This window comes from Methanolobus vulcani, assembly GCF_900100715.1.
Lineage (GTDB): Archaea > Halobacteriota > Methanosarcinia > Methanosarcinales > Methanosarcinaceae > Methanolobus > Methanolobus vulcani.
On sequence record NZ_FNCA01000003.1, the window covers coordinates 280,813 to 299,966 of the forward strand.

Annotated in this window: 22 protein-coding genes and 2 tRNA genes; 13 read left to right on the forward strand and 11 right to left on the reverse strand. The window is 41.7% G+C overall.

Annotated features, from left to right (window positions below; translation table 11 throughout):
* Positions 1 to 379: 379 nt before the first annotated feature.
* Positions 380 to 2,455 (forward strand): DNA helicase RecQ, encoded by a 2,076-nt coding sequence (recQ, locus tag BLP52_RS06245; RefSeq protein ID WP_091709604.1) that lies wholly within the window; start codon positions 380 to 382, stop codon positions 2,453 to 2,455.
* A gap of 21 nt (positions 2,456 to 2,476) precedes the next feature.
* On the opposite strand, the gene BLP52_RS14785 is transcribed toward recQ, so the two are convergent.
* From BLP52_RS14785 to hxlA, 3 genes are all read right to left on the reverse strand, one after another.
* Positions 2,477 to 2,602 carry a hypothetical protein gene (locus BLP52_RS14785; protein WP_274377640.1) on the reverse strand — a complete coding sequence of 42 codons (126 nt, stop codon included), beginning with the start codon at positions 2,600 to 2,602 and terminating at the stop codon, positions 2,477 to 2,479.
* Between the two features lie 83 nt (positions 2,603 to 2,685).
* A complete protein-coding gene (locus tag BLP52_RS06250) occupies positions 2,686 to 3,444 on the reverse strand; it encodes an A24 family peptidase C-terminal domain-containing protein (RefSeq protein ID WP_091709605.1) in 759 nt (252 codons plus the stop codon).
* 1 nt (position 3,445) lies between these two features.
* A complete protein-coding gene (gene hxlA, locus BLP52_RS06255) occupies positions 3,446 to 4,744 on the reverse strand; it encodes a 3-hexulose-6-phosphate synthase (RefSeq protein ID WP_091709606.1) in 1,299 nt (432 codons plus the stop codon).
* 65 nt (positions 4,745 to 4,809) lie between these two features.
* Between hxlA and BLP52_RS06260 the strand changes: the two genes are divergently transcribed.
* Genes BLP52_RS06260 through pyrI form a run of 3 tightly spaced genes read left to right on the forward strand, consistent with a single transcriptional unit; the run spans position 4,810 to position 6,719 of the window.
* Positions 4,810 to 5,280 carry a DUF5788 family protein gene (locus BLP52_RS06260; RefSeq protein ID WP_091709607.1) on the forward strand — a complete coding sequence of 157 codons (471 nt, stop codon included), beginning with the start codon at positions 4,810 to 4,812 and terminating at the stop codon, positions 5,278 to 5,280.
* 45 nt (positions 5,281 to 5,325) lie between these two features.
* Positions 5,326 to 6,252, forward strand: coding sequence for an aspartate carbamoyltransferase (pyrB, locus tag BLP52_RS06265; RefSeq protein ID WP_091709608.1), 927 nt, complete (start codon positions 5,326 to 5,328; stop codon positions 6,250 to 6,252).
* Positions 6,249 to 6,719 (forward strand): aspartate carbamoyltransferase regulatory subunit, encoded by a 471-nt coding sequence (gene pyrI, locus BLP52_RS06270; protein WP_091709609.1) that lies wholly within the window; start codon positions 6,249 to 6,251, stop codon positions 6,717 to 6,719. Before pyrB ends, pyrI begins: the two co-directional genes overlap by 4 nt.
* A 204-nt stretch (positions 6,720 to 6,923) precedes the next feature.
* On the opposite strand, the gene dapB is transcribed toward pyrI, so the two are convergent.
* The 4 genes from dapB to BLP52_RS06290 all read right to left on the reverse strand — a co-directional run bounded on the left by dapB (position 6,924) and on the right by BLP52_RS06290 (position 9,239).
* On the reverse strand, positions 6,924 to 7,715 hold the full coding sequence (gene dapB / locus BLP52_RS06275; protein WP_091709610.1) for a 4-hydroxy-tetrahydrodipicolinate reductase: 792 nt from the start codon (positions 7,713 to 7,715) through the stop codon (positions 6,924 to 6,926).
* On the reverse strand, positions 7,712 to 8,587 hold the full coding sequence (gene dapA / locus BLP52_RS06280) for a 4-hydroxy-tetrahydrodipicolinate synthase (protein ID WP_091709611.1): 876 nt from the start codon (positions 8,585 to 8,587) through the stop codon (positions 7,712 to 7,714). The genes dapB and dapA overlap by 4 nt, the downstream gene beginning before the upstream one ends.
* 24 nt (positions 8,588 to 8,611) lie before the next feature.
* Positions 8,612 to 8,806 carry a 30S ribosomal protein S17e gene (locus BLP52_RS06285; RefSeq protein ID WP_091709612.1) on the reverse strand — a complete coding sequence of 65 codons (195 nt, stop codon included), beginning with the start codon at positions 8,804 to 8,806 and terminating at the stop codon, positions 8,612 to 8,614.
* 127 nt (positions 8,807 to 8,933) lie between these two features.
* Positions 8,934 to 9,239: a hypothetical protein gene (locus BLP52_RS06290; RefSeq protein WP_238380743.1), complete on the reverse strand. Its 306-nt coding sequence runs from the start codon at positions 9,237 to 9,239 to the stop codon at positions 8,934 to 8,936.
* A 126-nt stretch (positions 9,240 to 9,365) separates the two neighbouring features.
* On the opposite strand from BLP52_RS06290, the gene dinB reads away from it, so the two are divergent.
* The 5 genes from dinB (at position 9,366) to BLP52_RS06315 (ending at position 14,776) form a co-directional block, all read left to right on the forward strand.
* Positions 9,366 to 10,457, forward strand: coding sequence for a DNA polymerase IV (dinB, locus tag BLP52_RS06295; RefSeq protein ID WP_091709614.1), 1,092 nt, complete (start codon positions 9,366 to 9,368; stop codon positions 10,455 to 10,457).
* Positions 10,458 to 10,626: 169 nt separating this feature from the next.
* Positions 10,627 to 11,658, forward strand: coding sequence for a PEF-CTERM sorting domain-containing protein (locus BLP52_RS06300; protein WP_091709615.1), 1,032 nt, complete (start codon positions 10,627 to 10,629; stop codon positions 11,656 to 11,658).
* A 426-nt stretch (positions 11,659 to 12,084) separates the two neighbouring features.
* The gene (locus BLP52_RS06305) at positions 12,085 to 14,007 is read left to right on the forward strand and encodes a methyltransferase domain-containing protein (RefSeq protein WP_091709616.1); all 1,923 of its coding nucleotides are present in this window, start codon (positions 12,085 to 12,087) and stop codon (positions 14,005 to 14,007) included.
* A gap of 200 nt (positions 14,008 to 14,207) precedes the next feature.
* Positions 14,208 to 14,492, forward strand: a complete 285-nt coding sequence (locus tag BLP52_RS06310) for a ferritin family protein (protein ID WP_091709617.1) — start codon at positions 14,208 to 14,210, stop codon at positions 14,490 to 14,492.
* Positions 14,493 to 14,503: 11 nt separating this feature from the next.
* Positions 14,504 to 14,776, forward strand: coding sequence for a demethoxyubiquinone hydroxylase family protein (locus tag BLP52_RS06315; protein WP_091709618.1), 273 nt, complete (start codon positions 14,504 to 14,506; stop codon positions 14,774 to 14,776).
* 32 nt (positions 14,777 to 14,808) lie between these two features.
* Here the strand turns inward: BLP52_RS06315 and BLP52_RS06320 are convergent, their stop codons facing one another.
* The 4 genes from BLP52_RS06320 to BLP52_RS06335 all read right to left on the reverse strand — a co-directional run bounded on the left by BLP52_RS06320 (position 14,809) and on the right by BLP52_RS06335 (position 17,684).
* Positions 14,809 to 15,552, reverse strand: coding sequence for a heparan-alpha-glucosaminide N-acetyltransferase (locus BLP52_RS06320; RefSeq protein WP_091709619.1), 744 nt, complete (start codon positions 15,550 to 15,552; stop codon positions 14,809 to 14,811).
* A gap of 19 nt (positions 15,553 to 15,571) precedes the next feature.
* A complete protein-coding gene (locus BLP52_RS06325; RefSeq protein WP_091709620.1) occupies positions 15,572 to 16,027 on the reverse strand; it encodes a Zn-ribbon domain-containing protein in 456 nt (151 codons plus the stop codon).
* A 72-nt stretch (positions 16,028 to 16,099) separates the two neighbouring features.
* On the reverse strand, positions 16,100 to 16,969 hold the full coding sequence (mtnP, locus tag BLP52_RS06330; RefSeq protein WP_091709621.1) for an S-methyl-5'-thioadenosine phosphorylase: 870 nt from the start codon (positions 16,967 to 16,969) through the stop codon (positions 16,100 to 16,102).
* Positions 16,970 to 16,997: 28 nt separating this feature from the next.
* Entirely contained in the window at positions 16,998 to 17,684 is a 687-nt protein-coding gene (locus tag BLP52_RS06335; RefSeq protein WP_091709622.1) for a phosphoribosyltransferase, read from the reverse strand.
* Positions 17,685 to 17,862: 178 nt separating this feature from the next.
* On the opposite strand from BLP52_RS06335, the gene BLP52_RS06340 reads away from it, so the two are divergent.
* The 4 genes from BLP52_RS06340 to BLP52_RS06355 all read left to right on the forward strand — a co-directional run bounded on the left by BLP52_RS06340 (position 17,863) and on the right by BLP52_RS06355 (position 19,073).
* Positions 17,863 to 17,937, forward strand: a tRNA-Met gene (locus BLP52_RS06340).
* Between the two features lie 131 nt (positions 17,938 to 18,068).
* Positions 18,069 to 18,143 (forward strand) — tRNA-Met (locus BLP52_RS06345).
* A 98-nt stretch (positions 18,144 to 18,241) separates the two neighbouring features.
* Positions 18,242 to 18,937 carry an EamA family transporter gene (locus tag BLP52_RS06350; RefSeq protein ID WP_091709623.1) on the forward strand — a complete coding sequence of 232 codons (696 nt, stop codon included), beginning with the start codon at positions 18,242 to 18,244 and terminating at the stop codon, positions 18,935 to 18,937.
* On the forward strand, positions 18,885 to 19,073 hold the full coding sequence (locus BLP52_RS06355; protein WP_162272945.1) for an EamA family transporter: 189 nt from the start codon (positions 18,885 to 18,887) through the stop codon (positions 19,071 to 19,073). Before BLP52_RS06350 ends, BLP52_RS06355 begins: the two co-directional genes overlap by 53 nt.
* Positions 19,074 to 19,154: the final 81 nt, after the last annotated feature.

Here is a 19,154-nt window from a genome sequence, read left to right on the forward strand (position 1 = left end):
CATATTAATGCTCGCCCGGAGATAAGAGCCTTGCCGGAGTAAAATACTAGAATTTTTGCAAAAATATTCCATGAGAGACAAGATCTGTATATTCCGAATAATTGTTGCTTAACATAGTTTCTTACTCTAATATATACTCTAAGATCATATTGAAAATATTAGAGAGTTAATTATGATTATGCGGATGTTTTTTGAATAGAATGGTTTCAGGGAAAAATATCCCCTCCTCTTTTTCATCTGAAATCATTCTTTACCTCTATGTTAATATTCAAGGCTCTGCTTTTACTGTTGTTCTAATAACAGAATACTTTCACCCTGCATACCTGAAGATTAAATACATCAGTAACATATATTCAGGAAAAGCAAGTATGGTCTAAAGATGCACGAGACTCTCCGGAAGTACTTTGGATACTCTGATTTTCGCCCGTTACAAGAGGAAATAATCAATGATGTGCTAAATGACTGTGATACTTTTGTGCTGATGCCCACAGGCGGAGGTAAATCCCTTTGTTATCAGCTTCCAGCTCTTCTAAAAGATGGTATCACCGTTGTAGTTTCACCACTTATCTCCCTTATGAAGGATCAGGTGGACAGCCTTAAAGAAAACGGAATTGATGCTGCATACCTTAATAGCACACTCAAACCTGCGCAGTCAAAACGTATTTATGAGGAGCTGAAAAGAGGTGAGATCAAAATTCTCTATGTGGCCCCTGAAAGACTCACAATGTCAGGTACCATCACACTCCTGAAAAGCCTCAATGTAAGCCTATTTGCAATCGATGAGAGCCACTGCATCTCTGAATGGGGACATGATTTCAGACCGGAATATCGAAAACTTGATATGTTGAAGAAGAAATTCCCGAAAATACCCATCATTGCACTCACAGCCACTGCCACACCAAAAGTAAGAGAAGACACCATAAAGCAACTTGGAATCGAAAATTGTGGAATATATGTTGCAAGTTTTAACCGGCAGAATCTATTCTACCGGGTGCGTGCCAAGAAGGATACCTATAACAACCTTTTGCAATATCTCAGAAAAAAGAAAGGAGAAAGTGGGATCATTTACTGCCAGAGCCGCAGGACCGTAGACAGCCTGACAAAGAAACTTCTAAAGGATGGATTCAATGCACTTTCATACCATGCAGGTCTTACCGATCTCCAGCGATCAAAGAACCAGGAGATGTTCATTAAAGACAGGGCTGAAATTGTGGTTGCAACCATTGCATTTGGAATGGGAATAGACAAACCCAATGTCCGTTTTGTGATACACTACGACCTCCCCAAGAACCTCGAAGGATACTACCAGGAAACCGGAAGAGGTGGTCGAGACGGACTTGAATGTGAATGTGTGCTCTTTTTCAGTCGTGGTGACAAATACAAGATAGAGTATTTCATAAAACAGAAGGACAAAAAAGAAGAAAGAGACATTGCGATCAAACAGCTCAACGACATGGTAGACTACTGTGAAAGCAACATCTGTCGCCGAAAAGTATTGCTGAGATATTTTGGGGAAGAAATACCTGAGGATAATTGTGGAAAGTGCGATGTCTGCCTGCAACCCCGAATTGAGGTTGATGGAACAGCAGAAGCAAGGCTGATAATCAAATGCATTCAGGACCTTAATCAGAGATTTGGAATGAACCATGTCATTGATGTGCTTGCCGGCAGTCGGGCAAAGAAGATCACAGACAAAAAACATCATCTGCTCAAAAGTTTCGGACAGGGAGATGAATATTCCAAGAATGAATGGCTGGATATGGCACGAGAGATGGTCAGACAGGATGTAATCAAAGTTGAAGGAGCACGTTATCCGCTTCTTAAACTTAATCGGAAGAGTCTGGAAGTACTGGACGGAAAGAGAACTGTGAGTTTTACCCGAAAAGTTGAGGATGTGCAAACTGAATACGAATCAGTTACGCCTGATATTGAGGAAGAAGAGTTTGAGGAAGACTACAAGCCAGTGGTTCACCGCAAGATCAGTGATGATCCTGACAAGATCCTTTTTGATAAATTAAAAGAGCTACGTATTTCCCTGGCACAGATGCAGGATGTACCGCCGTACATCATATTTGCTGACACAAGTCTTCGCCAGATGGCTGCCAGAAGACCAGCTACAAAAGAAGAAATGCTGAAGATCACGGGTGTTGGAGAGTATAAACTCAAGAAATATGGGGACATGTTCCTCAAGGCTATTGCAGAACATTTGGAAACAGTGGAATCGTCTAAACAAGAAAATAAAAGGAGCAAAACTAAAGCTCCTGTGAAAGAGGAAGTTATAACTAAGGTTTCCGGAAACAGCATCCCAAAACCAGCTCTTAAAAAAGAGATAGTTCTCAATGCGCTGGATGAACTTGAAGACGAACTCATCAGAAGTATAAAAGATAAACTCGGTGGCATCTATTCTAATGATGAGATCAGGAATGTTTACCAGTCAATTATCAAAAAGAAATGACGGCACTATATTCAATGAATATCATTCACATGTATCAAGAAGATGTCTTTTTGGACGAACCCTCTGATCACCAGGGTGAATTGGGTTTACCTTTGCCTTTTGTTCATCTTCGTTCTGCTTTTTGTTCTCAGGTTTCTTTTCTTGCATTGACCCATCTCCAGTTAATAATTTGAAAGAAACGATATTAAAACCTGATGCAAAAAAGAAGTTAAAAAGAGATAAAATACAATTCACATCATCATGAATTGCATTGTAAGCTGGAATATAAGGTCACCATAGACAACGGCTGTGATAAAGCCGGCTGTAATGGGAATCATAAATGGAAGACCAGGAGTGATCCACACACCATCTTTTACTTTGCCTTCTTTCTGATATGTTTTTAGTTCTTTTATCACGTCAGAACTGAGTTCTGTACCTGATCTTGAAAATCTGAACTTTAAGCCGTCTTTTGTTTCCTCATAAGAATCCAGCATACGAAAATGACCTTTTTCCAGTTTTGATATTGGAGTGATATATCCTATGAACATGTAAAACGGACGTTTCAGAGATTCAGAAGGATTTTTCACCAGATTATACAGGAATAGTCCAAGGGGAACGATCACTGTAAGGATGACCGAATTGCCGAATACACTGAAGGCAAAGAGATCGATCGGAGGAACACCACTTATCGGGAGCGATGTTGACCCTATCTCAATTATAGGGAAGGTTGGAATTATCAGTGAGATTACCATCAATATCTTTGCATCTGCCCCTCCGAATGCTCCGAACTGGAAAAGGATGTAAACAAAAGCGAATATGAACAGAAATGACAATATGTTGCGTATCAGATACGGAAGACCATATGTCATCAGGTCATACATGATGAATATGAATCCCACACCGAACATCATAAACCATACATCATTTGAAACACGCCGGGTTTTGATATCCGAATAGCAGGAATATAACAAAAAAGGCATGCATGCAAGCACTTTCAACAATTCGATCATTTCAGTGTTTCTCCCATTTCTTAAGTTTCATGACCTCAGATAATGTTGCACCCCTGCGGATCTCCTCAAAAAGACGCTGCTCGGTCTTTTCAACCTCTTTGGCACGCCTTGCGATCTCATAGGCACGTTCCTTTGGAATGACAACAACTCCATTGTCGTCACCTACAATATAGTCACCTGGATTTACAGTCTGGTTTCCGCAAACTATTTCGGAATTAATCTCACCGAAGCCTTTTGGCTCTCCTGCATTGGGCACATGACAGGTGGCAAAAACAGGCAGTCCGATCTTGCGGACCTCATCTATATCCCTCACGGCACCATCGATGACAACACCGGCAACTCCTTTGTTAAGACAGCTAAGTGTTGCAAGCCCGCCCCATGGAGCTACATGCCTGCTTCCGTTATAGATAACGATAACATCACCTTCTTTTGCCTCATCGATCGCCTCAACTGCTTTTGCCCAGTCTCCTTTGAAGGTCTGAACAGTTACTGCAGTACCTATCATCTTTTTACCTTCCATCATCGAGAAGATATCCTGCATGGCACCTTTTCTGTGCATTGCGTCGGAGATATTAGAAGTAGAAACAGATTCCAGTATTGTTCTTATCTCATCATCGCGTGAAAGTCTGGTAATCTGAACTTTTGCGGGTGAATCTACACTTTCCCTGATGGCTCTTGCAGAAGCAGTTACATTGGATGAACGGACGATATTTCCCCCGACAACCACAATGTCCGCACCTGCAATTACAGCCTCAGCACACGAAACAGCATCCAGACCTCCTGCGATTGCAACCGGAATATTGACTTTCTTGACAACTTCTTTCATTATGGAAAGAGAGTCCAGACCCTCCATCTGCTGGTCGATACCTGCATGTACGTTGATATAATCCACGCCCAGTTTTTCTACTTCCATACTGCGGGCAACAGGATCATTTGCAGAGATAAGGTCAGCCATTATCTTTACTCCATACTTTCTTGCCGCTCGTACAGACTCCAGTATAGTAGAATCATCTGCGCTTGCAAGCACAACTACGATATCTGCACCTGCCTTTGCCCCCATTTCAACTTCCATGGCACCGGTATCAGTTATTTTCATATCGGCAATGATGGTTTTCTCCGGGAAGGCATCCCTTAGTTTTCTGATAACGTCCATCCCCTCACTTTTGATAAGAGGAGTACCGGCCTCAAGCCAGTCTGCGCCGCCTTCCAGAGATTCTTTTGCTATCTGTATTGCCCTGTCGGTTTCCAGGAGATCAAGAGCAACCTGAATAATTGGTTTATTAGGATCAACTTTGGACATACTTACACTACTAAAATACTTGAAAACCTATAAATTTAATCACGTAAAATTAATATCGTGGATTTATGGGAGCGGAAATAAGGGATAATGATGAGATTTCCACCAGAGAAAGAGAGAAACTATTGAAAAGCCTCCATAGTAGTCTTTTCTGGGTAGGAGAAGAGATCCCCTACAAGGTTATGATCGATGGGAATGAAGTGAACCTACATGAAATCGTATGGGAGATAGTTAACAAGCCAAATATCGAAAGAAGCGATGTGGACAACATCGATAAACTTCTGGAATTGCTGTCAGCTAAGGAAAAAGAATACGAAGACTGCCTTGAACACGGAAATGTAAGCTCTGATGAAGCAAATGAGATCTTTGAGAAGGCTGCAGGTGTTCGCAGGGCCATCATGGACCTTAAAGAGCTGACAACTTCTGCTAAAAGAAAAGCTATTTTCAAATGCAGGCACATCTGTGATAATGTGGAGACATGTGAATGGGACAGTCTGGCCGAAGATATGAAAGACAAATGCTGGAGTAAAAGATCCTGACTTAGCAGGCAAATATTATATCCCATGCAATGCCTTTTGTAGTCGATGAATTTTAAGGACCAACCTATCATTTCTATGAGGAACTTCTCCAGAGAGATGATCGACCATATCCTCACTGCTGCCGAAAAGATGGAGCCGATTGCACGCGGAGAAGAGAGGTCGGACCTGCTTTCAGGAAAGATCCTTGCAGTTCTTTTTTTTGAACCAAGTACAAGGACAAGAATGTCTTTTGAAACTGCAATGCTTCGTCTTGGAGGAGATGTCTTGAACCTGGGTTCGGTGGATGCCAGTTCTATCGCAAAAGGGGAAACTCTTGCAGATACCATAAGAGTTGTTGATGGTTATGTTGATGCTATCGTTCTTCGCCATCCAAAAGAAGGGGCAGCACATCTTGCATCTGAATTTTCAAGGGTTCCTGTACTCAATGCAGGCGACGGTGCCGGTCACCATCCTACACAGACACTGCTTGACCTCTATACTATCAAACGTGAGAGTCACCTTGAAGACTTAAAGATTGCACTTGCAGGCGACCTCAAGTATGGAAGAACTGTTCACTCATTATGTTATGCACTCTCACTTTATGGTGCACAGATAACCCTGATATCCCCAAAAGAACTGCGTATGCCGGAAGAGATCATCAATGACATTATTGCAAGGGGAGCAAAGATAAAAGAGGTAGATACTATTGAGGAAGCCATCAGGGATGTTGATGTGCTTTACATGACGCGCATACAGAAAGAAAGGTTCCCTGATCCTGCTGAGTACCGCAAAGTTGCTAACAGGCTGAAGATCACCGCTGAAACACTGAAAGAAGCTAAAAAGGAACTTAAAATAATGCACCCTCTTCCCAGAGTTAATGAGATAGATAATAAAGTGGATGATACACCACATGCGTGCTACTTTAAACAGGCATTCTATGGGGTTCCTGTGAGAATGGCATTGCTTGGGCTTGTATTGGGAGCAATAGAATGACCGATATTGAGACAGAGCTCAGAGTACGCAGAATAGAGAACGGTACTGTTATCGACCATATCACAGCAGGCAAAGCTCTGAATGTGCTGAAGATACTCGGACTTCCGGATTCGTCACAGGGTGTTGTTAGTGTACTTATCAACTCCAATGGAAAATACGGACGAAAAGATGTTGTCAAGGTAGAAAATCGTGAGCTTAATGTGGAAGAGGTTGACAAGATAGCACTTATTTCCCCTAATGCAACTATTAATATCATACGCGATTTCAATATTGTCAATAAGTACAAAGTACACATTCCATCCTTTGTGGAAGGAGTTGTTGGCTGCATAAATCCTAACTGCATATCCAACAGCAATGAACCTATTACATCGAAGTTTACTGTTGATACCGAAAACATATTCCTTAAACTCAGATGCTATTATTGTGGAAGAGTTATCTCCGAAAATATTGCAGAGCACCTGCTATGAAGAGAATCAAAAAAATAAAAAAAGGAAGAAACGTTTGGAGGTAGTAACAATGGCACCAAATGCTTTCATGTTACAATAGATATTATATATAGGCATATATATAATATCGATGACCATTGTTCACGATTTATCATTTGATACTATGTGCACAATATGCAGATACTGCGCCACAAATGAACACATACATCCCAAAAAAATAGGGGATCAGAGTCCCAGAATATCCTGCATTGTATAAAGTCCAGGTTTTGCATTGCCTATCCAGGCTGCTGCTTTGACCGCACCGCCTGCAAAAGCCTGTCTTGAATGTGCCTGGTGTTTTATCTCTATTCTCTCACCATCACCTGCAAAAAGAACAGTGTGATCTCCAACTATATCTCCACCGCGTACTGCATGGATACCAATCTCTTTTCCACGGGGTGCAAAGCCCTCACGACCATAAACGAATTCCTTGCCTCCAAGTGCTTCACTGATTACCTTTGCAGCTCCCAGTGCTGTTCCGCTTGGTGCATCTTTCTTGTGCATATGGTGAGCTTCTATTATCTCAATGTCCATGTCACCAAGATATTTGGAAGCTTCTGCAAGTATTTTGAAAAATACATTTACTCCTATTGAATAATTAGGAGATATGATCCCTGCAACGTTGTTGCTGATTATTGAATCTTCTATTGCCTTTTTCTGCTCAGGGGAAAGACCTGTTGTTCCTATTACAAGACTTACACCGGCTGACGCAGCCTTTGGTGCATTTACAGCAGTTGCATCTGCAATCGTAAAATCGATCAGCACCTGGGTTTTAGACTCCTTCAGGACAGATTCCATATCATCTACACCTGATATAGGAACTCCCAGGGTGCCCATCTGAGCTACCTCACCAACATCTTTGCCGATGTTCATAAGGTCAAAAGCAGATGTCAGTTTGAGCTCATCGAATCTAAGGATATTATCAATAATGAGTCTGCCCATTCTTCCGGAAGCACCGGTCACGCCAACGTTAATCATGCGATGCACCCCAGGTTGCGAAGAGCATTCTCAAGTGTAACGCTGTTCTCATTGCTAAGTGGCGCAAGAGGGAGTCTCATATCACCACTTGAAAGGCCTATAAGCTCAACTGCCCTCTTTACTGGAATAGGATTAGTTTCAGTGAACAATGCACGTGTAAGTGGTGCTATCTCAAAGTGTATCATTCTGGCAGTTTCAAGATCACATGCCTTTACAGCCTCTGCAAGTTGTACCATCTTTCCAGGTACAATATTAGCAACCACAGATATGACACCTGCGCCGCCCAGGGCCATTGATGGGAACGTAAGACCATCCTCACCTGAAAGAACCTCAAAGTCTTCATCTGCAGTCTCTTCGAGTATCTGTGAGAACTTGCCAAGACTACCGCTTGCTTCCTTGACAGCTACGATATTATCAACCTTTGATAGTTCTACAATAACTTCCAGTGGCATGTCCTGTCCGGTACGTGAAGGGACATTATATAATACAATAGGAATATCGGAAGCTTCTGCTATCTTTTTAAAATGAGCAATAAGCCCTGCATTGTTGGGCTTGATATAATATGGGGATATTATAAGAGCGCCATCTGCTCCCGCATCAGCAGCGTGTTTAGTAAGTTCCACCGCCTCTGCAGTGTTGTTGGAACCTGTACCGGCAATGACAGGAACCTTAGCGCAATCAACACAAAGATTAATCAGCTCTTTGTGTTCCCCGGTTGACAGGGTTGCAGATTCACCAGTCGTACCACAGACAACAACTCCGGAAACGCCACCATCTTCCACAAAACTGACAATGTTTCTGAAACTTTCAGAATCAATTGAGCCGTCCTTTGAGAATGGCGTTACAAGAGCAGGTAAAACTCCTTCGAACATGGGAACATCCCCTCTCCAGAAACCTTACTCTCTTGGCTTATGTGTCATCTTTCTTGTCACGTAACCTGCTACACGGTTTCTGATAACCTTACTCTCGATGGTTGTGTACTTTGTCACAAGGTGCTTGTTTGTGTCAAAGTCTGTTGTAAATACGTTTCCGTGGTTTTCGGCTAAGCGAAGTGCGATTCTCTTGATATTGGTTTGTCTAATATTTCCCATGATAATTCTCCATTATGATGAATTAATTATTTGATGAAACTTTATAGTAGTAACTTGTATCGGGGTTATAATAAATACCCTTACATTTATACCTTTTGGATTACTGGAACTGCAGCTGAATACTTTATTATATATCAGTCTTTCCCAGAAAACGATCCTTGGAATCTGCGTTGATGAAAACTTTCTCCCTAACACCTTTTTTGTTGAAATAAAGACCGATAAAAACAACAAATAGACCCATTTCCGGATTAAAAGTGGTGAACAGGACTCCCAGCATTACAATTGCAGATGCAAGAATTCCCTTCATTGCACCTTTACGATACGAATCTATTCTGGTCCTTTTGTAGATACGGATATCTCTCAACGTGAGATAAAGAACAGCTACGTAAGCAATAGTTGCAAGATATATATAGTACATGATTAACAGGACCATTAATTTATATGATTGCCATGGTTCGTGATATTATATCAGCGTTCCGTTAGCCATAAGCAAAAAACCGATATATTCAATAGAATCCATAAATACATCCACTTTTGAATAAAAAACCTTGGAGATCCGATGGAAAGCGCCGGAAGAGAAAAGATAACACTGCACATCGATATGGACAGCTTTTACTCCTCAGTTGAAGTAAGGGAAAAGCCGGAACTTAAAGGACTGCCTGTTGTGGTAGGATCAGACCCTAAAGGCGGCAGTGGCAGAGGAGTTGCAAGTACTTGTTCATATGAAGCAAGGGCATACGGCATACATTCCGGTATGCCAATCTCAAAAGCCTACAAACTATGCCATGATGCAGTATATCTCAGGGTCAACATGAAGCTTTACAAGGAAGTATCTGCAGACATAATGCAGACACTTCGCATTTTTGCCGACCGGTTCCAGCAGGTTAGTGTTGATGAAGCATACCTTGACATTGGAGAATCAATTTCGGATTATGAATCGGCAACCCTGCTTGCAAAGAAGATAAAAAGTGAGATACAGAGGCTTCATGGACTTACATGCTCAATTGGCGTGGCGCCAAACAAGGTAATTGCAAAGATAGCATCCGATTTTAACAAACCCGATGGACTGACCGTTGTAAGACCTGAGGATATACAGGATTTCCTGTTCCCCATGCATGTGTCAAGAATACCTGGGATCGGTAAGAAAACCCAGCCAATTCTGGAAGAGATGGGGATTGAAAATGTGGGACAGCTTGCAACCTGCGATGTGCAGTTACTCATAGCTCGTTTTGGAAAATTCGGTGTTGTCATGCACCAGCTTGCAAATGGTATTGACACACGTGAAGTGAAAGAGAGAGAAGAAGTAAAATCCGTGAGCACAGAGGATACTTTCGATGAGGATATCTCCGAACCGGTCAAAATTGAAGCTGTTTTCAGAGAGCTGACCGAGAAGGTCCACGCATCAATGATGAAAAAGAGATTCAGGTACAGGACTGTGACCATCAAGGTGCGTTTTGAGGATTTCAGGACATATACCCGGGCAAAAACACTGAATGCTGCCACCACGGATAAAGAAGTGATCGCAAAGAATGCTCTGACACTTATGGAAGAATTCATGGGTACAGGCAGATTCAGGTTACTTGGAGTAGGGGTCACAAAACTTGAAAAGATAGATGAAAGACAAACCTTTTTGAGTGATTTTCTTTATTGATCGATGTGTGATGCATATATGATTATGATTGTGATTATGATAAAACACTGATTTGAAAAAGTATATATGAAAAGTAAAACAAGAGGTAAATAGGCTGGAACGGGAGGTTAGTCAACAAACCCATTCTAACCAAAGAAGATAATCCAATTAATATTGGGTGGTGCGATATATGAGATGCAAAATAATGACATTACTGATAGTGCTAGCTTTATTCACAGGAATAGCAAGCGCTTATGATACAAATGACTTGAATTCAAATGGTCCAGAACCTCTAATAAAAGTGGCTGCAGCTACTGGAGAATCGATTGTAGATAACCTGGATGGAACTTACACATATACACAAACAGTGGATGAGAGCAGTACAGCTCCACATTACACTGCACCTGCTAATGGAGGAGGTTTTGGAATATACAGCTGGATGGATCAGGATTATGGCTGGATGCATACACTGGACCCAACAATTTATGCTGACCCGAACCTTACTATAAACTCAGTACAAATTGTAATCCGTGCATGGGACGTCGATGCTGAACCTGAGCATGGACTTGAAGGTGAGTACGATCATGTTACTGCAGATGGTGTGGATATGAACCCGGTATATCTTCAGGGAACAGACGATACATGGTCAACCACAACATTTGACGTAAACCCCTCTCTACTATTGAATGATGGAGCCCTTGATATGTGGATAGACATCGACATGTATGATACAGATTCCTGGGCAACAACACTTGAATACAGTAAGCTTATCGTAACATACAGCACCGATGGTTCAAACCATATACCATACGAGCCTGTTGTTGAGAAAAGTCCAGCATACTGTGTAGACACAAATGATAATCTTGTGGTTGACGTAACCGGACCAAACCCAGCAGACCCTGATGAAGATGCTGTTACCTACAAGTATAGATGGTATGTAGATGTCGGAACCGGCGGATATCTTGATGATGACTTTGCACTTGGAATAGACCACACAGGAAACACAGTGCCTGCTGCTGACACAAGTGTCGGAGAGAAATGGATGGTACAGGTCACTCCTGTAGACGCGTATGGTGCACAGGGCCCAATGGTCGAAGTAGAGTTTGAGACAATTGTTAGGGAATGTGGCGAAGAGGAAATTCCTGAGTTCCCAACACTTGTACTCCCTATAGCTGCAATAATCGGTATTGCACTTGTGTTCCAGAGACGTAAGAACGAGTAAGTGAAAACTTACTCCAACTTTTCTTTTTTAAATATTAGTCCTTTTTCACTTAGAGAATATTGTTCATTTAGAGTACTCTTTTTAATTTTTATTAAAAAAAATTAATATTTTTCTGACGATAAAAATAATTCAAATCCTGTATTGCTTGACTGATACTATATAAGTAATTAAAATAGGATACAAGAAGAATAAAAAAGGAAATAATCCCAAAATAACAGATAAATAACATCTATTTTTGATAAATATTAATCTAAAAGTGCTATTTTAGTTATTAGAAACTAATTTAAAATTTAAAACTAAATAAAACCATTGAAGTTCATTTATATTCAAAATAACTAAAGAATCGGTGATTATTTATTCTTAAAACATATAATATTGCTTGAATGCACTGTGTCGTGTGTTCCAAATATTAGAGGGTTATACCTGATGAAAGAAAGACCTAAAGAATACCAGAACAAAGATAAACAAAAACCAAGGACATTGGGACCAGTCCCATACCTGGAAGAGCATGTGAACCCCGATTGGTGGAAGAAGATATTCAACTCACTCTACCTGAAGACCGATGCGGATATCGTAGAGGATGCCACCATCACCAGGCAGGAAATAGACACTTTTTCATCAATACTGAAGCTGACACCTGAAAGCCACGTACTTGACCTGTGTTGTGGACAGGGAAGGCATACACTTGAACTTGCAAGAAGAGGTTTGAAAAACCTTGACGGCCTGGACAGGTCACATTACCTAATCCAGCGGGCAAAGACCACTGCTAAGAAAGAAAGTCTTGGTGCCAAGTTCAAGGAAGGGGACGCCAGGAAAACACCATACGCAACTGACACATTCGATGTTGTGATGCTCCTTGGCAATAGTTTTGGTTATTTTGAAACGTCTGACGAAGACCTGAGAGTCTTAAAAGAAGTAAAAAGGATACTGAAACCCTGGGGAAAAGTACTGCTTGATGTGGCTGATGGTTCATACCTCAAGGAAAAATACCAGCCACGTTCATGGGAATGGATCGACAAGCACAACTTTGTGTGCAGGGAGAGGTCCATTTCAACCGATGGTCAGAAACTCATATCTAGAGAGGTAATCGTCAACGACACATCAGGAGTTATAGCAGACCAGTTCTATGCGGAACGTCTTTACACCACCGATGCGCTGAAAGAGCTGCTGAAAAAAGCAGAATTTACAGATATTGAGATAGTAGACTCCATCAATTCACAGACACTGAGAAACCAGGACCTTGGAATGATGGAAAGACGCATAATTGTCACTGCAACGGTAAGGAAAGAATGGACCCCTAAGAAGAAAAAGGCAAAGGAAGCAAAGAAGAATGTAGTTGTTGTCTTCGGAGACCCGAGGAAGAATGATTCACTAAAGCCATGTGGTGTCTTTGATGATGATGACATGTACACCATAGACCAGCTTAAAGGTGGACTCTATGAACTTGAAAACTATTCGTTCAAATATCTGGATAACCACGATACACTAGTCACCGACCTTGCAAAAATAAGATCTAAAACGGATTTCGTGTTCAACCTCTGTGATGAGGGTTATGATAATGACCCAAAAAAAGAGCTGCATGTGCCTGCAATACTTGAGATGTTCAATATTCCTTACACGGGCTCAGGACCACAGTGTCTTGCTTTCTGTTATGATAAGGCACTTGTCAGAGGCATTGCAAAGGACCTTGCTGTTCCGGTTCCTGAAGGTATTGTTGTTAAAGGAGAGGACACTCTGTTCGAGCTGCCTATGGATTTTCCCGTTATTGTTAAACCTAACTTTGGTGACTCCAGCTTCGGGCTGAACCAGCACAGCGTATGTAACAGTCGTGATGAGGTTGTCAGAGCCATCTATGACATAAGGGAAGGACTTGGTTACGATAAACCAATACTTGTGGAAGAATTCCTAACCGGAAAAGACCTTAGTATAGGAATCATAGGCAACCCACCGGAGAACTATACCGTACTGCCGCTTACGCAGGAAGATTACTCTGACTTACCTGAAGACCTTCCAAAGCTCTGCGGATACGAGGCAAAGTGGATACCGGACTCTCCTTACTGGAAAATAAAATCCTCACCTGCCGACCTTCCAAAAGAGACAGAGGAACTCATTGTCGAGTGCAGCCTGAAACTCATAAACAGGCTGGAATGCAGGGACTACACCCGCCTTGACTGGAGACTTGATGCTAAAGGCAACCCAAAGCTCCTTGAAGTCAACCCCAACCCCGGATGGTGCTGGGACGGACATCTTGCAAAAATGGCTAAAATTGCTGATATCTCGTACAGCGACATGATAGCCATGATACTCAAGAGCGCAGACGATAGGATTTCAGGGCAAAAGCAGGGATAAACTACAATTTTAAATTCTTATTTATGGAACAGATCATATGATGTTTGATTTTGTTCCATGACTTATTTCGTTAGTTCTAAATAGACTGAGGTTTCATATATTAGATGGGAGTTATTGTTTGCCTTTATCTTACAGGCAAATAAAATCACATTGGACTGATAATCACCAGTTAGTGAATACTGGACATGGAGAGTGGATATATGTTTTCAAAAGTACCTATAGATCTCAGTAACATAAAAAAAGAAAATATCGACAAAGAGATACTAAGAGCTGCACTTATGGCCGAACTTGATGCCATCAACCTCTATGAACAGATGGCAGGTATGACTGACAATAAAGAAGTAATTAATGTGCTTCTTGATGTTGCAAAGGAAGAAAAAACACACATTGGAGAGTTCCAGACACTTCTCCTCCAAATAGACCAGCAGCAGGTTGATGAGCTGGAAGCCGGGAAGAAAGAAGTTGAAGAAGAACTGGGCAAATAACGGGTGATTAAATGGTATTTTCAGATGTTCCCATTGAACTTAAAAATGTCAGCGAAGAAGACATTGATAAAGAGTTAATGAGAGTTGCCATCATGGCTGAATTCGATGCTATTAACATGTACGAACAGATGGCAAATATCACCGAAAATGAAGACCTTAAGACAATATTGCTCGATATAGCCCAAGAAGAAAAAGTTCATGTAGCCATGTTCCAGACTGTTCTCATGGAAGTTGACAATGAATATCTCAAAGTTATGGTGAATTACTCATTGGCAAAAGAGTGAATTTATCTATTCAATCTGATTGAAGGAAGTTATTAGATCCTAGTAACCAGCAGTAATGTTCCCACAATCACCGGCTGATGCACCAGATAGATCAGCAGCGACTTTTTCCCCAGATACTCAAGCAATCTCACAACAGCATTCCCCTCGCAATCACACATCCTGAAACTTCGTTTGTAATCAGGATACAGGCTGTTCCCTGTATAAATTCCCAGAAGGACAAGGCCAAACCAGGGAATCAGCGGGAAGTAATCAAGAGTGTAAAAACCGTGTGGTTTGAGACCTATCCATAAAAGCCAGGGGTAATTTACATAAACCGGGTCCGTCAGGACTCCTGCAAAGAGCAAGACAAGACCTGCAATCAGATTGAACCTTCTGTACTTCAGGAATGGATAGGAAATGATTATCGAAACTCCTATCAGGTGGAGAATTCCAAAGTAGATTGTGCCGCTTTCAAGGAATATTGCTGTAACTGCGGTTATTACAAGACCCCAGCCAAAAATTCCGGCACCTCTTTTCAGATTGTGGATGAAGATATCTTTTTCAGGTTTGGAACGGGATGTCCTTGAGTAGCTTAAAGTGAGAGAAACGCCCACAAGAAAAATGAAAAGGATAGCTGCGCTTCTACCTATTACAAGCAGAAGACCTGAATGCATATCAAAATAATGGATGTTGAAAAAATAAAGATCAAAAAAGAAATGATAGGCAACCATCAGAACGATTGCGACTGCACGCAGAGCATCAACTTCAAAGAATCGTTCTTTTGGAATTACATCCATTGCTTACCTCAAAGAAAAATCACTTTTTCTTCTTTTTCTTATCTTTGTTTTCCTTAAAAACAGAACCAAGATGCAGGGCATATGCACCATCTTCCTTGAAAGCCATCACGATCTCTTTGCGGTCAAGCAGGGAATCGAGGTTCAGTTCATAGGAACCTGGACCAAGGATACGCACGGATTCGACCCTTTCACCATTCTCTTCGGTTACGCTGGACTCCTTCTTTTCAACACCAAGTATGTCATCGATCTCGCGGATAATCGTCTCGGAATGTTCATCTGCTTTTTCAGAGGAAGTCTCATCAATAACGTGTTCCTTTCCGGTTTCTGTTGTCTCAGACTCTTCAGGAGATTTACTCTCAAGCTCTTCATCCTTGACATAAAGGAACTTATTCCAGCCGCAATTAGGGCATCCGCTAAGTATTACTGAAGCACCGTCTACAAAGATTGATTCACATCTTGTACACTTATGAGGCATGGTCCACCGAATTAAATAAGCATCATGATATATTAAAACACTTGCGATAAGCCACTTACAGATAGCTCAGACTCATTCATTCAGATATTTTCCGATAAGAGGATCAAGCCTTCTCTTTGTTTCATGAGGTATCATGGACGGAACGGTTGTTATCGCACCCATAAGAGCATCCTTACACATACAGTGTTGCTCGATACTCAGTTTATCCAGAGTTGACACAATTATATCTTTTACAGCAGCCTCATTCTTCATCGCATTCTCAATGATAGTCTCAATGGTGACATCTTCCTCATGCCATACATCGTAATCTGTTACGGTAGCGATCATGGAGTAACATATCTCAGCTTCACGAGCGAGTTTTGCCTCAGGAATTGCAGTCATGCCAATTATATCGAAACCAAGTGCCTGGTAAACTCTGGACTCCGCACGAGTTGAGAACTGCGGACCTTCCATACAAACATAGGTTCCACCTTCCTTGACGCTGTAACCCTTTGAATTAGCAACATCGACTATGGTCTTTGAAGTCTCAGGACAGAATGGGTCTGCAAATCCCATATGGACAACAATACCATCCTCGAAGAAAGTTGATGGTCTGGATTTTGTGCGGTCATATATCTGGTTTGGAATCACAATATCCAGTGGTTTGAACTCCTCTTTCAGACTGCCCACTGCAGATGCAGCGATTATGCGTTTCACACCAAGTTTTTTGAGAGCGAAGATATTAGCTCTCGAGTTCAGTTCAGATGGAGAGATCCTGTGACCAACTCCATGTCTTGGAAGGAAACAGACACTCAGGTCACCATGGTCACCAATTGTTATTGAGTCCGAAGGTTTTCCAAAAGGAGTGTCAATATCAACATCTCGTACATTGTCAAGCAGATTGGCATCATAAATGCCGCTTCCGCCTATAATTGCGACATCAGCTTTAGCTTTTTCCTGCATCTTATCACTCGTTTTATTCAGCAAGTTTCTAGTACTGCTTTCCGTCCTCATTCACAGAGCATACGACACCTCTGCGGTGCATCTCTTCCATAACCTCAGGAAGCCTTCCGGGCTGTGCAATCTCAAATGCGAAAGAGTCAAGTGAGTGATACATGTAAAGACCGTGTCTTATAGAAGCAACATCCCAGAGTTCCCTGTCCTCTTTTGTCATGAGTGTTGAGATGAGATCGGTCATGTCCTCGATGAAATTCCATGGGAAAACTACCCGTGCCCATTCTTCAAGACGTTCTCCTACAAAATCCGGTTCGAATTCTGATGAATCAAGGAACTGAAGAGATGCAGTCTTCACTTCCTTTGGACCCTGTTCATTCACATATTCAAGAGAGTGCATCAGGCTCTTGCCTGTGTCTGCAATATCATCAACAATAAGGATCTTCTTTCCTGCAACGGCATTGTCGGCAAGAGGATATTTGATCTGTGGCTCATCACCTGCAAGTGCAGTTCCAAGGTAGTGCTCGATCTTAAGACTTGTAAGGTCATCAAGACCAAGGAAATCACATAACACACGACCTGCAAACCATCCGCCTCTTGCAAGGGCAACTATCATATCTGGTTCGTAACCTGAAGCTTTCACTTCGTTTGCAACTTCTCTGCACAGGTCGTAAATGTAATCCCAGTTTGTAACAACACATTTGAATTTGTCAGGTAAAGCCATATTATCTCTCCAATAATTATAAACAAAAGATGATTCACTATATTTAAACAAATAGGAGATATAATTTACCTATTATGCATCAGGTATCCTGTTGTGAAAATGGAATCATACGCAAACTATATCAACAATGAAATAGTTGAGGAGGGAGTACCCTTCCAGAATAAGCACTAATCTCCGAAGCGGGGTGGGGTAGCCAGGAGATCCCGACGGGCTCATAACCCGTAGACCGATAGTTCGAATCTATCCCCCGCTACTTTTCTAACATAATTTTGATCTAACCATCAATTAGTGTGTTAGAGCCGTGTTCTGGAAATATACATATATAGTATGCAGACATAGAAGGATTTACTTTACTAATAAAACTTTAAAAACTTCAATCCCTGAAGCGGGGTGGGGTAGCCAGGAGATCCCGACGGGCTCATAACCCGTAGACCGATAGTTCGAATCTATCCCCCGCTACTAACTCTCTTTTCTAAATATCATTTTATCATTTCCGGAAACTGAGTTGTAACTCTTTTATATCATTTACTCATTCCAGTAAGTTCAGGATATTAAAAATGGAACTATCTATTGCTATTTTCGGGCTTGCAGCTGCCTTGTGTTGGGGAGCCGGAGACTTTAGCGGCGGAGTTGCAACCAAACGCAACGGGGTAATGATAGTTGCAATCATCTCCCAGACAATAGGATTGATACTCCTTACAGCAGCTGCAATTGCTTTTAGTGAGAATATACCTTCTAACACTGACTTGATGTTGAGTGCTGTTGCGGGACTTTGCGGAGGTGCAGGGCTATTGGCACTATACCATGCACTCTCTGTAGAGAAAATGGGATTTGTGGCACCTGTTACAGCAGTATGGAGCGCACTTGTGCCTATGGCTTTTGGAATGATTACTGAGGGACTTCCAACCATAAATCAGTTTACAGGATTTGCTTTTGCTTTTGCCGGGGTCTGGCTTATCTCAAGAGATGAGAACAGCCAGAAGATCGAACTAGAGAGGATCAAGTTGCCACTCATCGCGGGCACAGGATTTGGTCTGTTCATGACACTCATTGACCAGGTACAGAGTTCAGGAATATTCTGGCCGCTTGTTGGTGTCAGGGTGGCAACGATCCCTACATTTATTATAGTAGCATATTACAGCAAAAAACTGAGGATACCCGGAATCAAGTATCTCCCACTTATCTTGCTTGTGGGATTACTTGATACAGGAAAATGTATTCTACGTGCTTGCAGCAAAGACCGGAAGGCTTGACATCGCAGCCATTCTCACTTCACTTTATCCGGCTGTGACCGTACTTCTTGCGTGGGTGCTCCTGAAAGAGAGACTCAAAAGCAGACAATGGATTGGAGTGTTTGCTGTACTCATCGCAGTAGTATTGATCACATAAATTGAAGCTCACATAAGCTGGTGTATAAACCAGCCCTACATTGAGATGATATTCACAACAGAATTAAATATGAACTCCCCA

Bases quoted from the DNA above. Each gene is read 5' to 3' on its own strand.
- BLP52_RS06350 (WP_091709623.1), top strand. From the start codon at position 18,242: ATGGAACTATCTATTGCTATTTTCGGGCTTGCAGCTGCCTTGTGTTGG.
- BLP52_RS14785 (WP_274377640.1), bottom strand. From the start codon at position 2,602: ATGCAAGAAAAGAAACCTGAGAACAAAAAGCAGAACGAAGATGAACAA.
- dapA (WP_091709611.1), bottom strand. From the start codon at position 8,587: ATGTTCGAAGGAGTTTTACCTGCTCTTGTAACGCCATTCTCAAAGGAC.
- BLP52_RS06300 (WP_091709615.1), top strand. From the start codon at position 10,627: ATGAGATGCAAAATAATGACATTACTGATAGTGCTAGCTTTATTCACA.
- pyrI (WP_091709609.1), top strand. From the start codon at position 6,249: ATGACCGATATTGAGACAGAGCTCAGAGTACGCAGAATAGAGAACGGT.
- BLP52_RS06335 (WP_091709622.1), bottom strand. From the start codon at position 17,684: ATGGCTTTACCTGACAAATTCAAATGTGTTGTTACAAACTGGGATTAC.
- BLP52_RS06260 (WP_091709607.1), top strand. From the start codon at position 4,810: ATGGGAGCGGAAATAAGGGATAATGATGAGATTTCCACCAGAGAAAGA.
- BLP52_RS06250 (WP_091709605.1), bottom strand. From the start codon at position 3,444: ATGATCGAATTGTTGAAAGTGCTTGCATGCATGCCTTTTTTGTTATAT.
- dinB (WP_091709614.1), top strand. From the start codon at position 9,366: ATGGAAAGCGCCGGAAGAGAAAAGATAACACTGCACATCGATATGGAC.
- BLP52_RS06310 (WP_091709617.1), top strand. From the start codon at position 14,208: ATGTTTTCAAAAGTACCTATAGATCTCAGTAACATAAAAAAAGAAAAT.
- pyrB (WP_091709608.1), top strand. From the start codon at position 5,326: ATGAATTTTAAGGACCAACCTATCATTTCTATGAGGAACTTCTCCAGA.
- hxlA (WP_091709606.1), bottom strand. From the start codon at position 4,744: ATGTCCAAAGTTGATCCTAATAAACCAATTATTCAGGTTGCTCTTGAT.
- recQ (WP_091709604.1), top strand. From the start codon at position 380: ATGCACGAGACTCTCCGGAAGTACTTTGGATACTCTGATTTTCGCCCG.
- BLP52_RS06305 (WP_091709616.1), top strand. From the start codon at position 12,085: ATGAAAGAAAGACCTAAAGAATACCAGAACAAAGATAAACAAAAACCA.
- dapB (WP_091709610.1), bottom strand. From the start codon at position 7,715: ATGATTAACGTTGGCGTGACCGGTGCTTCCGGAAGAATGGGCAGACTC.
- BLP52_RS06285 (WP_091709612.1), bottom strand. From the start codon at position 8,806: ATGGGAAATATTAGACAAACCAATATCAAGAGAATCGCACTTCGCTTA.
- BLP52_RS06320 (WP_091709619.1), bottom strand. From the start codon at position 15,552: ATGGATGTAATTCCAAAAGAACGATTCTTTGAAGTTGATGCTCTGCGT.
- mtnP (WP_091709621.1), bottom strand. From the start codon at position 16,969: ATGCAGGAAAAAGCTAAAGCTGATGTCGCAATTATAGGCGGAAGCGGC.
- BLP52_RS06325 (WP_091709620.1), bottom strand. From the start codon at position 16,027: ATGCCTCATAAGTGTACAAGATGTGAATCAATCTTTGTAGACGGTGCT.
- BLP52_RS06290 (WP_238380743.1), bottom strand. From the start codon at position 9,239: ATGGTCCTGTTAATCATGTACTATATATATCTTGCAACTATTGCTTAC.
- BLP52_RS06315 (WP_091709618.1), top strand. From the start codon at position 14,504: ATGGTATTTTCAGATGTTCCCATTGAACTTAAAAATGTCAGCGAAGAA.